The 11,872-nt window shown below is 72.6% G+C and carries 12 protein-coding genes; 7 read left to right on the forward strand and 5 right to left on the reverse strand.

Going from position 1 to position 11,872, the window contains the following annotated elements; translation table 11 throughout:
- Positions 1–5 precede the first annotated feature (5 nt).
- The 3 genes from ACT80S_RS01955 to ACT80S_RS01965 are packed head-to-tail and all read left to right on the forward strand — an operon-like array spanning position 6 to position 2,678.
- Positions 6–887, forward strand: coding sequence for a shikimate dehydrogenase (locus ACT80S_RS01955; protein WP_377411923.1), 882 nt, complete (start codon positions 6–8; stop codon positions 885–887).
- Between the two features lie 32 nt (positions 888–919).
- Positions 920–1,789, forward strand: coding sequence for a VOC family protein (locus ACT80S_RS01960; protein WP_377411927.1), 870 nt, complete (start codon positions 920–922; stop codon positions 1,787–1,789).
- A gap of 7 nt (positions 1,790–1,796) precedes the next feature.
- Positions 1,797–2,678 carry a sugar phosphate isomerase/epimerase family protein gene (locus ACT80S_RS01965; RefSeq protein WP_377411930.1) on the forward strand — a complete coding sequence of 294 codons (882 nt, stop codon included), beginning with the start codon at positions 1,797–1,799 and terminating at the stop codon, positions 2,676–2,678.
- A 76-nt stretch (positions 2,679–2,754) separates the two neighbouring features.
- Here the strand turns inward: ACT80S_RS01965 and ACT80S_RS01970 are convergent, their stop codons facing one another.
- From ACT80S_RS01970 to ACT80S_RS01980, 3 genes are all read right to left on the reverse strand, one after another.
- Positions 2,755–3,243 (reverse strand): hypothetical protein, encoded by a 489-nt coding sequence (locus tag ACT80S_RS01970; protein WP_377411932.1) that lies wholly within the window; start codon positions 3,241–3,243, stop codon positions 2,755–2,757.
- 190 nt (positions 3,244–3,433) lie between these two features.
- On the reverse strand, positions 3,434–4,339 hold the full coding sequence (xerD, locus tag ACT80S_RS01975) for a site-specific tyrosine recombinase XerD (RefSeq protein ID WP_377411935.1): 906 nt from the start codon (positions 4,337–4,339) through the stop codon (positions 3,434–3,436).
- A 14-nt stretch (positions 4,340–4,353) separates the two neighbouring features.
- A complete protein-coding gene (locus ACT80S_RS01980; RefSeq protein WP_377411937.1) occupies positions 4,354–5,325 on the reverse strand; it encodes a tripartite tricarboxylate transporter substrate binding protein BugE in 972 nt (323 codons plus the stop codon).
- A gap of 97 nt (positions 5,326–5,422) precedes the next feature.
- Between ACT80S_RS01980 and ACT80S_RS01985 the strand changes: the two genes are divergently transcribed.
- Positions 5,423–6,340, forward strand: coding sequence for an AEC family transporter (locus tag ACT80S_RS01985; protein WP_377411940.1), 918 nt, complete (start codon positions 5,423–5,425; stop codon positions 6,338–6,340).
- Here ACT80S_RS01985 and queG read toward each other — a convergent pair.
- Positions 6,329–7,387, reverse strand: coding sequence for a tRNA epoxyqueuosine(34) reductase QueG (gene queG / locus ACT80S_RS01990; RefSeq protein ID WP_377412618.1), 1,059 nt, complete (start codon positions 7,385–7,387; stop codon positions 6,329–6,331). The genes ACT80S_RS01985 and queG overlap by 12 nt on opposite strands.
- A 27-nt stretch (positions 7,388–7,414) precedes the next feature.
- Here queG and tsaE point away from each other — a divergent pair, with 27 nt between their 5' ends.
- Positions 7,415–7,906 (forward strand): tRNA (adenosine(37)-N6)-threonylcarbamoyltransferase complex ATPase subunit type 1 TsaE, encoded by a 492-nt coding sequence (gene tsaE / locus ACT80S_RS01995; protein WP_377412620.1) that lies wholly within the window; start codon positions 7,415–7,417, stop codon positions 7,904–7,906.
- Complete coding sequence (locus ACT80S_RS02000) at positions 7,903–9,234, forward strand: N-acetylmuramoyl-L-alanine amidase (protein WP_377411942.1); 1,332 nt, start codon at positions 7,903–7,905, stop codon at positions 9,232–9,234. Before tsaE ends, ACT80S_RS02000 begins: the two co-directional genes overlap by 4 nt.
- Positions 9,235–9,240: 6 nt before the next feature.
- Here ACT80S_RS02000 and ACT80S_RS02005 read toward each other — a convergent pair whose 3' ends face one another.
- Entirely contained in the window at positions 9,241–9,897 is a 657-nt protein-coding gene (locus tag ACT80S_RS02005) for a DedA family protein (protein ID WP_377411944.1), read from the reverse strand.
- An 84-nt stretch (positions 9,898–9,981) separates the two neighbouring features.
- On the opposite strand from ACT80S_RS02005, the gene mutL reads away from it, so the two are divergent.
- The gene (gene mutL, locus ACT80S_RS02010; protein ID WP_377411946.1) at positions 9,982–11,868 is read left to right on the forward strand and encodes a DNA mismatch repair endonuclease MutL; all 1,887 of its coding nucleotides are present in this window, start codon (positions 9,982–9,984) and stop codon (positions 11,866–11,868) included.
- The last annotated feature ends 4 nt before the right edge of the window (positions 11,869–11,872 follow it).

Genomic DNA, 11,872 nt, shown 5'->3' on the forward strand with positions numbered 1-11,872 from the left:
GCATCGTGAGCGCTTCGACCGCCCACCCCGCCACCGCCGGCAAGATTCTCCTGGGCCTGATCGGCTCGGGGATCCAGCGCTCGCTCACCCCTTCGATGCAGGAGGAGGAGGCGCGTGCCCAGGGCCTGCGGGCCCACTACCAGCTGATCGACCTCGACGTCACCGGCAGCAGCGTGGAGCAGCTGCCCACGCTGATCGCCGCGGCACGGCTCATGGGCTACGCCGGCCTGAACATCACCTACCCGTGCAAGCAGGCGGTGATCCCGCTGCTGAACGACCTGTCCGACGAGGCGCGGGCCATGGGCGCGGTGAACACCGTCGTCTTCAAGGACGGCAAGGCCGTCGGCCACAACACCGACGGCTGGGGCTGGGCCTGGGGCTTCCAGCGCACCCTGCCCGATGCCGACCTGGGCTGCGTGGTCCTGCTCGGCGCCGGCGGCGCGGGCTCGGCCATCGCCCATTCGGTGCTGCGCCTGGGCGCGAAGAAGCTGCGCATCGTCGACGCCGACGCGCCCCGGGCCCAGGCCCTGGCGCAGTCGCTGAACGCGCTCTATGGCGAGCGCGCCGAGGGCCTGGCCGACGTGGCCGCGGCCACCGAGGGCGCCACCGGCCTGATCCACGCCACGCCCACCGGCATGGACAAGCTGCCCGGCCTGCCGCTGCCGGCCGACCTCCTCAAGCCCTCGATGTGGGTCTCGGAGATCGTCTACTTCCCGCTGGACACCGCGCTCCTGAAGGAAGCCCGCGCGCGCGGCTGCCGCACCTGCGACGGCGGTACCATGGCCGTCGGACAGGCGGTGGGAGCCTTCGAGCTGTTCACCGGCCTGAAGGCCGACCCGCAACGCATGCAGGCGCATTTCCGCAGCCTCATCGCGCAGCGAGACTGAGTCACTCACCGCATCTGACCGGAGACCCCGAGATGGACATGAACCGCGAGGCCCTGCCCGACCAGCCCAACCCCCTGGGCCTGGAGGGCATCGAATTCATCGAGTACGCCACCCTGCGCCCGCAGGCGCTGGGCCAGGTGCTCGAGACCATGGGCTTCCGCCCGGTGGCCCGCCACCGCTCGCGCGAGATCACGCTGTACCGCCAGGGCCGCATGAACCTCGTGGTCAATGCCCATCCCGACGACGCGCGCGCCAGCGCCACGGAGGGCGGCCACCCGGTGCTGTCCGCCGTGGCCTTCCGCGTGCACGACGCCCGCGCCGCCCATGCCCGCTGCCTCGAGCTCGGCGCCTGGGAGACGCCCTCGCACGCCGGCGCGATGGAGCTGAACATCCCCGGCATCCGCGGCCCGGGCGGCGCCTACTACATGTTCATCGACCGCTGGCGCGACTTCTCCGTCTACGACATCGACTTCGTGCCGATCCCCAGCGTCGACATGAATCCCCCCGCCATCGCCGACCTGACCTGGTTCGGCGTGGTGCAGTACATCGGCCTGGACCGCAGCGCCGACTGGATCTCGTTCTACGAGCGCCTGTTCGGCTTCATCAGCATCCCCGACGACCAGCGCTATGGCGTGATGCCCGCGGGCAAGCTGATGCAAAGCCCGTGCGGCCAGTTCATGTGGCAGCTGATCGAGCCTGACAGCATCGACGACGACGACGAGCGCGAGCTGCTGCAGCGGGTCGGCCTGGGCACGCCCGACGTGGCCGCCGCCGTCGCCGCGTTGCGCGCGCGCGGCGTGCAGTTCGTGGACTCCGCGCAGCTGCACCCGGACGACCGCGGCGCCCTGACCCGCACCCAGCTCGGGTCGGTGGCGTTCGAGCTGGTCCACCGCACTGCCTGAGGCCGCCATGCAGCGACGCATCAACGGCTTCGGCATGGACACCATCACGCTGGCGGGCCCGCTCGAGGCCAAGCTGGAGGCCATGCGCGAGGCGGGCTTCTCGCAGGTGATGCTGATGGCGCGCGACCTGGTGGGCCACCCCGGCGGCGTGGAGGCGGCGGTGCGCGCGGTGCGCGAGAGCGGCCTGCGCCCCACCGGCTTCCAGGTGCTGCGTGACTTCGAGGGCCTGTCGGGCCACCTGCACGGCTACAAGATCGACATCGCCAAGGCGATGCTGGAGATGTGCGCAGCCACCGGCTCGCGCGTGCTCCTGGCCTGCTCCTCGACCTCGCGCCATGCCTCGCAGGACCTGGACGACATCGCCCGCGACCTGCGCAAGCTGGCCACGCTGGCCATCCCCTTCGGCATCAAGGTGGCCTACGAGGGCCTCTCGTGGGGCCGCACGGTCAACGAGTTCACCACGGCCTGGGAGGCGGTGCTGCGCGCCGACTGCCCGAACCTCGGCCTGGGCATCGACTCCTTCCACATCTTCGCGGCCAAGACGCCGATGGCGGCCATCGACGACCTGGACCCGGAGCGCATCTTCCTGGTGCAGCTGTCGGACTTCATGTGGAACGAGACGCCGACCTTCGAGGAGCGCATGACCACCGCGCGTACCTTCCGGGTCTTCCCCGGCGAGGGCGTGCACAGCGACGACCTGGCCGACCTGGTACAGCGCCTGCACCGACTGGGCTACCGCGGCGACTACAGCTTCGAGGTCTTCAACGACGACTACCAGCAGCTGCCGCTGCCGGTGGTGGCCGAGCGCGCGCGCCGCAGCGCGCTGTGGCTGGCCGAGGACGTGCTGCGCCTGCCGCGGCCGCTGCCGGCGTGGACGCGGGGCGCCTGAGCGCCTGAGCGTGACGCGCCCGGGCGCCAGGCCCGGGCCCTCGAGGGCCGCCAAGGCCTGCCACCGCCGAGGCCCCTCAGGGCCGCTTCAGCACCGCCGGTGCGAGTCCGGTGGGGTAGCCGTCCGCACCCACCGGCTGCGGCAGCGCCACCCGCAGGAACCCGGCGTCGTCCACCCCGAGCAGCGACTTGCGCGCAGGCAGGTCGGCAGCGGACTCGATCACTTCATCGAGCACCACGCCGTCGATCTCGCGGGTGGGCCCCAGCAGCTGCACGTGCCAGGCCGCCTCCGGCAAGCCGGTGCCGGCGCCCTGGCAGCCGGCGACCTCGAAGCGGATGGCGCGGTAGGTGGCGCGCAGCACCGTGTCGCTCACGCGCTCGAAGGTGCGCAACTCGTCGAAGGACGGGCCGGCGGCGGTGTCGCGGCAGCCATGCCAGACGCCGGCGTACTTGCGGCTCACCTCGGGGGCGACGGCGGACCGGCCCGAGGGCTCGACGCCGCCGCCACCGCAGGCCGACAGGAAGGCCGCGGCGCACAGCGCGGCGAAGGACAGACGTGGGGTCATGGAAATCCTCCTTGATGGACTGGCGCCACCGCAGGGGGCGCGGCGGCGCGCGATTGTTCGGCGAGGGGGTCTTCCGATGGCTGTCGGCCGGCGGGGATGCGGGTCGGGCGGGACGGGCGGCGCGCCGGGGACCGGGGCGCGGCGCCAGCGGCCCGCGCGCGCCACGCGCCGGCCGGAGTGGCGGCGGCCGTCAGCCGCGCGGGTGGTGCCGGGCGTGCAGCTGCTTGAGCCGCTCGCGCGCCACGTGGGTGTAGAGGGTGGTGGTGGAGATGTCCGCGTGCCCCAGCAGCATCTGCACTGCGCGCAGGTCGACCCCGTGATTGAGCAGGTGGGTGGCGAAGGCATGCCGCAGGGTGTGCGGCGACAGCGGCGCGGTGATGCCGGCCGCCTGGGCGTGCTTCTTCACGAGGACCCAGAACATCGCCCGGGTCATGCCCGCGCCGCGCGCGGTGACGAACAGGTCGTCGGTGGCCTGGCCGGCGAGGATCTCGCCGCGCGCCTGGTCGAGGTACCGCACCAGCCAGTCATGCGCCACCTCGCCGAAGGGCACCAGCCGCACCTTCGCGCCCTTGCCCAGGACGCGCACCACCTGCTCGCCCAGGCTGACGTCCAGCACCTTCAGCGTGACCAGCTCGCTCACGCGCAGGCCGCTGGCGTACATCAGCTCCAGCATCGCGCGATCGCGCAGGCCCAGGGGCGTGTCGGTGTCGGGCGCGGCCAGCAGGGCCTCCACCTGGGCCTGGGTGAGGGTGCGCGGCACCCGCGCCAGGCGCTTGGCGTTCTCCAGCTGCAGGGTGGGGTCGGCGGCCACCAGGCGCTCGCGCAGGGCCCAGCGGAAGAACCGGCGCAGCACCGCGAGGCGGCGGTTGGCGGAGGTGGCCTTGGTGGTCGCGTGGCGGGCCGAGAAGTAGGCGTCGAGGTCGGCCTTGCCGCAGGCCAGCAGGGCCTGGCCGCGCCCGCGCAGCCAGCGGTCGTACAGGGTGAGGTCGCGCCGGTACGCCGCCAGCGTGTTCCGCGACAGGCCCTCCTCCAGCCAGAGGGCGTCGACGAACTGGTCGATGGCCGGGTCGGGCGTGGCGCCCGCGGGAGCGTCCACGCTCGGCGCCGCGCTCAATCCAGCTTCAGCTTCGCGGTGTCGACGACCTTCTTGTACACCTCGAATTCGGCCTTGATCTGCTGCGTGAATTCGGCGGGCGAGTTGGCGACGACCAGCGAGCCGGTGTCCTCGATGCGCTTGCGCACCGCCGGGTCCTGCAGGGCCTTCACGGTGCCGGCGTGGACCTTGTCGACCACGTCCTTGGGCAGGCCCTTGGGACCGAGGATGCCGTAGTACGCCATGCGGTTCACCGGCTCCAGGCCCAGCTCCTTGAAGGTGGGCACGTTGGGCATGGCCGCCACGCGCTGGGGCGCGGCCACCGCGATGGCGATGAGGCGGCCTTCCTTGATGAAGGGCAGCGCCGAGGGCAGGTTGTCGAAGATGATCGGCACCTGGCCGGCCACGGTGTCGTTCAGGGCCGGGCCCGCGCCGCGGTACGGGATGTGGGTGACGAAGGCGCCGGTCAGGCTCTTGTACAGCTCCATCTGCAGGTGGCCGATGCCGCCGGTGCCGGAGGAGGAGTACGAGTACTTGCCCGGGTTCTTCTTCAGCTCGGCGAGGAAGGCCTTGTGGTCCTTGCCCGGGAAGGTGGGGTGCACCGCGATCACGTTGGGCGTGGCCGCGATGTTGATGATGGGCGTGAAGTCGGTCAGCGGGTTGTACGGGATCTTCGGGTTGATCGCCGGGTTGGCCGCGGTGGTGGACACGGTGGCCACGCCGAGGGAGTAGCCGTCGGGCGCGGAGCGGGCCGTCTCGGTGGCGCCGATCACGCCGCCGCCGCCCGCCTTGTTCTCCACCACCACGCTCTGGCCCAGGGCCTTGCCCAGGGGGTCGGCGATGGTGCGCGCCACGATGTCGGTGGTGCCGCCAGGGGCGAAGGGCACCACCAGCTTGACGGGCTTGGTCGGGTAGGCCTGCGCGAGGGCGGAACCGGCGGACAGGGCCAGCGAGGCGGCGGACAGGGCCAGGACGTGACGGCGTTGCATGAACTCTCTCTCCTTCTTGCAGAACGGGATGTCGTTGAACGACGGATCAACGAGCATGTTAATCCTTCCGGAGCGGGGTGCTTGATATCCTCGCAGGGTGAATTTCTTCCAGCTGCTGTTTCCCGATTTCTCCCTGATCCTGTGCGGCTGGCTGGTGTGCCGCTACACCGCGCTCGATCGCACCGTCTGGCAACAGGCCGAGGCGCTGGTCTACTACTTTCTCTTTCCCGTCCTCCTGTTCCAGTCCATCGTGCGCAGCCCGCTGGACCTGGGCGCGGCCTCCAGCCTGATCGGCGCGGGCGTGACGCTGGGGCTGGCCGGGATCGCCCTGGCCTACGTGCTGCCGTGGGTGCCGGTGATCGGCCGCCACATCGACCGGCACGACCATGCGGGCGCCGCGCAGGTGGCCTTCCGCTTCAACTCCTTCATCGCCCTGGCGCTGGCCGAGCGCGTCGCCGGGCCGAAAGGGCTGCTGTCGATCGCGGTCCTGATCGGCATCTGCGTGCCCATGTTCAACATCGGCGCGGTGTGGCCGATGGCGCGGCGCTCGGGCGCGCACTTCGGCGGCGCCCTGCTGCGCAACCCGCTGATCGTCGGCACCGGCTCGGGTCTGGCGGCGAACCTGCTGGGGTTCACCCTCCCGGCCTGGATCGAGCCGGCGGTCACCCGCATCGGCGCCGCCTCGCTGGCCCTGGGCCTGATGGCCGCGGGCGCCGGCATGCAGTTCGGCTCGCTGGCCCGCGGCAAGGTGCTGGCCGCGAGCATCCTGGGCATCCGGCACTTCGTGCTGCCGGTGCTGGCGCTGCTGATCGCGCGCGCCTTCAGGCTGGATGCCAACCAGACCGCGGTGCTGCTGATGTTCTCGGCCCTGTCCACCGCCTCCAGCTGCTACGTGCTGGCCGCGAAGATGGGCTACAACGGGCCCTACGTGGCGGCCCTGGTCACGCTGTCCACGCTGCTGGCGGCGGCGAGCCTGCCGTTCGCGCTGGGCGTGCTGCCGATGCTAGGCCGCTGAGGCCGGCGGCGGCACCTGCGCCAGCGCCCACGCCACCTGCTCGCGCACCACCGCGTCGGGGTGGTCGGCATGCGCGGCCAGCGCGGCGCGCAGCGCCGGGTCGTCGGCCTGGCGCAGGGCGTTGCCCGCGGCCAGGGCCGCGTTGCGGATCCAGCGCGCGTGGCCGATGCGGCGGATCGGGCTGCCCTCGGTGCGGCGCAGGAACGCGGCCTCGCTCCACCCGAGCAGCGCCGCCAGGCCCTGGCCGGCCAGGCCCTCGCGCGCGTCGAAGTCCGGCAGCGCGCTGCGCACCGCGAACTTGTTCCAGGGGCAGGCGAGCTGGCAGTCGTCGCAGCCGTAGATGCGGTTGCCGATCGCCGCGCGCAGCTCGTGCGGCACCGGGCCCGCATGCTCGATGGTCAGGTAAGAGATGCAACGGCGCGCGTCCACCACGCCCTCGGCCACGATGGCCTGCGTCGGGCAGATGTCCATGCAGGCGCGGCAGCTGCCGCAGTGCGCGGAGGCGGCCGGCGACTCGGGCAGGGCGATGTCCAGGTAGATCTCGCCCAGGAAGAACATCGAGCCGGCCTCGCGGTGCAGCACCAGCGTGTGCTTGCCGCGCCAGCCCAGGCCGCTGCGCGTGGCCAGCTCGGCCTCCAGCACCGGCGCGGAGTCGGTGAACACGCGGTGGCCCAGCGGGCCGACCCGCTGCGCGATGCGCTCGGCCAGCTTCTGCAGGCGCGCGCGCAGCACCTTGTGGTAGTCCCGCCCGCGGGCGTAGAGGGAGACGATGCCCTCGCCCGGGCGGCGCAGGCGCTCGAACTCGATCGCCTGCCAGCCCTCGGGCGTGGCGCGCGGCAGGTAGTCCATGCGCGCGGTGAGCACGCTCACCGTGCCCGGCACCAGTTCGGCGGGACGGGCGCGGCGCAGGCCGTGGGCGGCCATGTAGCCCATCTCGCCGTGGAAGCCGCGCGACAACCACGCCAAAAGCCCGGGTTCCGCCGAGGAAAGATCGATACCGGCCACGCCGATTTGGGAAAATCCGAGCTCGCGGGCCCACTGCCCGATCTCCGATACGAGCGAAGGACCCTCCCACTGACTGCTGCCGAACGTCACGCGCCGATTGTAGGAAGCCCCCTCGCCCTGCGCTGGGCCAGCGAGGAGGACACGCTGGCCTTCGCCCGCCGGCTGGCCGCGCGCCCCGCCATCCGCCAGGCCTTCATCGAGCTGCGCGGCGACCTGGGCGCCGGCAAGACCACCTTCGTGCGCCACCTGCTGCGAGCGCTGGGCGTGCAGGGCCGCATCAAGAGCCCCACCTACGCGGTGGTCGAGCCGCACGAGGCGCCGGGCCTGTCGATCTGGCACTTCGACTTCTACCGCTTCGACGACCCGCGCGAGTGGGAGGACGCGGGCTTTCGCGACGTCTTCGCCAGCCCCGGCCTGAAGATCGCCGAGTGGCCGGACAAGGCCGGCGAGGTGCTGCCCCCGCCGGACCTGGTCATCGACATCACCGCGCAGCCCGACGACACCCGCACGGTCGCCGTGACCGCGGGCACCGCCACCGGGCAGGAGCTGCTCGCGCCATGACGGTGAGCCGCCGCGACCTGCTCCAGGCCGGCTCGCTGGTCCTGCTGCTCGGCGCCCACCAGATCGCGCGCGGCGCCGGCATCCTGGCCGTGCGGCTGTGGCCGGCGCCCGACTACACCCGCGTCACCATCGAGTCCGACGCGCCGCTGGCCACCCGCCTGACCCAGGTGCCCAGCCCGCCGCGGCTGGCGGTGGACATCGAGGGCATCGAGCTGAACCCGCAGCTGCGCGAGCTGGTGGCCAAGGTCAAGCCCGACGACCCCTACATCGCCGGCATCCGCGCGGGCCAGTTCGCGCCCGGCGTGGTGCGGCTGGTCATCGACCTGAAGCAGGCCGCCCTGCCCCAGGTGTTCAACCTGCCGCCGGTGGCGGCCTACGCCCACCGGCTGGTGCTGGACCTCTACCCCACCCGGCCGGTGGACCCGCTGGAGCAACTGATCGCCGAGCGCCTGCGCGAGGTGGCGCCCGCGATGGCGGCCGCCTCCGCCCCGGCGCCCGACCCGCTGGGCGAGCTGATCGCCAGCCGGGGCCAGCGCGCCGGGGCCAGCGCGCCGGCCGCGGCCGCCCCGGCCCGCGCCGCGGCCCCCGCGGTGGCGGCCAAGACCGACCGCCTGATCATCGTCGCCCTGGACCCGGGCCACGGCGGCGAGGACCCGGGCGCCATCGGACCCGCCGGCACCCGCGAGAAGGACGTGGTCCTCAGCGTGGCCCAGCGCCTGCATGACCGCATCAACGCCACGACCATCAACGGCAACCCGATGCGCGCCTTCCTCACCCGCGACGCCGACTTCTTCGTGCCGCTGCACGTGCGCGTGCAGAAGGCGCGGCGCGTGCAGGCCGACCTGTTCGTGAGCATCCACGCCGACGCCTTCATCACCCCCACCGCCCGCGGCGCCAGCGTGTTCGCCCTGAGCGAGAGCGGGGCCTCGAGCACCGCGGCGCGCTGGCTGGCGAACAAGGAGAACCAGGCCGACCTGATCGGCGGGGTCAACGTGAAGACGCAGGACGCCCACGTGGCCCGCGTGCTGCTGGACATGAGCACCACCGCGCAGATCAACGACAGCCTGCGCCTGGGCGGCGCCATGCTCGGCGAGATCGGCCAGGTCGGCCGGCTGCACAAGCCGCGCGTGGAGCAGGCGGGCTTCGCGGTGCTCAAGGCGCCGGACATCCCCAGCGTGCTGGTGGAGACGGCCTTCATCTCCAACCCGCAGGAGGAGCAGCGCCTGCGCAGCGAGGCCTACCAGGAGCAGCTGGCCGATGCGCTCATGAAGGGCATCCTTCGCTACTTCGCGGCGAACCCGCCGCTGGCGCGCACCCGCACCGTCTGAGGCCGCTCAGGCCGACGCGCCGTCGCGGTGCGCCCGGCGCGCCCGCCAGGCCCCGGCCAGCGCGATCAGGCCGGGGATGAAGATCATGGCCCAGATGATCTTGTCCAGGTTCGCCTTGACCCAGGGCAGCCCCCCGAGGAAGTAGCCCGCCGTGCACAGGCCCACCACCCAGACCACCGCCCCGGCCACGTTGTAGGCGGTGAACTTGGAGCGGCTCATCTCCGCCACCCCCGCCACGAAGGGCGCGAAGGTGCGGATGAAGGGCAGGAAGCGCGCGATCACGATGGTGATGCCGCCCCACTTCTCGTAGAACGCGTGGGCCTGCAGGAAGGCCTGCCGGTTGAAGAACCGGGACTGCTCCCACTGGAACACCTTGGGCCCGAGGTAGCGGCCGATCGCGTAGTTGCACTGGTCGCCCAGGATGGCGGCCACCAGCAGCACCGCCATGGCCAGGGACAGGTCCATGAAGCCCAGCCCGCACAGCGCGCCGGTCACGAACAGCAGCGAGTCGCCGGGCAGGAAGGGCATCACCACCAGCCCGGTCTCGACGAAGACGATGAGGAACAGGAGGGCGTAGACCCAGGCGCCGTAGTCCCTCACGAAGGCCTCCAGGTAGCGGTCCACGTGCAGGATGAAGTCGATCAGGAAGGCGGCGTATTCCATCGGCGGCGATTATCGCCGCCCACCTGGGGGCGGGCCCTCGGATCGCCCGGCGGGCCCTGCGACGGCACACCCTAGAATTCCCCGGTGAACGCCGTGCTCTCCCCCACCCAACGCCGCCCCATCCGTGAACTGCCCGACGAGCTGATCTCGCAGATCGCCGCCGGCGAGGTCGTCGAGCGCCCGGCCTCGGTGGTGCGCGAGCTCGTGGACAACGCGCTGGACGCCGGCGCCACCCAGGTCACCGTGCGCCTGGCGGGCGGCGGCGTGCGGCTGGTCAGCGTGGAGGACGACGGCTGCGGCATCCCGCGCGGCGAGCTGGCGGTGGCCCTCAAGCGCCACGCCACCAGCAAGATCGGCTCGCTGGCCGACCTCGAGGCGGTGGGCACCATGGGCTTTCGCGGCGAGGCGCTGGCCGCCATCGCCTCGGTCTCGGAGATGAGCCTGCTCTCGCGCACCGAGGGCGAGGCCACGGCCTTCCTGCTGGACGCCCGCAGCGGCGAGCTGCGTCCCGCGGCCCGCGCCACCGGCACCACGGTGGAAGTCAAGGAGCTGTTCTTCTCCACCCCGGCGCGCCGCAAGTTCCTCAAGACCGACGCCACCGAGCTGGCCCACTGCATCGAGGCCGTGCGCCGCCACGCGCTGGCGCGGCCCGAGGTGGGCTTCGCCATCTGGCACGAGGGCAAGCTGGTCGAGCAGTGGCGCGCCGCCGACTCGGCGGACCAGCGCATGGCCGATGTCCTGGGCCGCGACTTCCTCACCGAGAGCGTGGCCGTGGCCTGGCAGGCCGGCCCGCTGCGCGTCACCGGCCGTGCCGGCGTCCCCGACGCCGCGCGCTCGCGCGCCGACCACCAGTTCGCCTACGTCAACGGCCGCTACGTCCGCGACAAGGTGCTGGCCCACGCGGTGCGCAGCGCCTACGAGGACGTGCTGCACGGCCAGCGCCAGCCGGTCTACGTGCTCTCGCTGGCCATCGACCCGCAGCAGGTGGACGTGAACGTCCACCCCACCAAGATCGAGGTCCGCTTCCGTGACGGCCGCGCCGTGCACCAGGTCGTGCGCCATGCGGTCGACGCCGCCCTGGCGGCGCCGCGCGCGGCGCTGGCCGCGCAGATGGCGCAGACGGCGCAGGCCGCAGCGCAGGCTCCGCTGGATGACGCCGCCGGCGCGCCGTCCTCCGGCGCCCGCGCCCAGCCCGAGCCCCCGCGCTGGTCGCAGCCCTCCATGGCCTTCGAGCGCCGCCCCGACCCGGTGGGCCAGCCCGTCTCCGACCTGGGCCTGCTGTGGCAGCCCTCCGCGGCCCCGCGCGAGGCACCCTCCACGGCCTTCGCCGCCGAGGCGCCCGCCGCCTTCGCCCCCGCCGCGCCCCTGCCCGAGGGCGACTGGCCCCTGGGCCGGGCGATCGCGCAGCTGCATGGCGTCTACATCCTGGCGGAGAACCGCCAGGGGCTGGTCGTGGTCGACATGCACGCGGCGCACGAGCGCATCGTCTACGAGAAGCTCAAGTCCCAGCTCGGCGACGGCGAGGGCCGCGCCCTGGCCAGCCAGCCCCTGCTGATTCCCGCCACCTTCGCCGCCACCGCGCAGGAGGTGGCCACCGCGGAGGCCAGCGCCGACACGCTGCACACCCTCGGCCTGGAGGTCACGCCGATGTCCGCGAAGACCCTGGCCGTGCGCGCCGTGCCCACCAGCCTGGCCCAAGGCGACGCGGTGGAACTCGCGCGCAGCGTGCTGGCCGAACTGTCGCAGCACGACGCCACCACCGTGGTCCAGCGCGCCCGCAACGAGATCCTGGCCACCATGGCCTGCCACGGCGCGGTGCGCGCCAGCCGCCGCCTCACCCTGGAGGAGATGAACGCCCTGCTGCGCCAGATGGAGCAGACCGAACGCTCCGACCAGTGCAACCACGGCCGCCCCACCTGGCGCCAGCTCTCGATGCGCGAGCTGGATGCCCTGTTCCTGCGCGGTCGCTGAACTT

The organism is Ramlibacter sp. MAHUQ-53 (assembly GCF_052600055.1).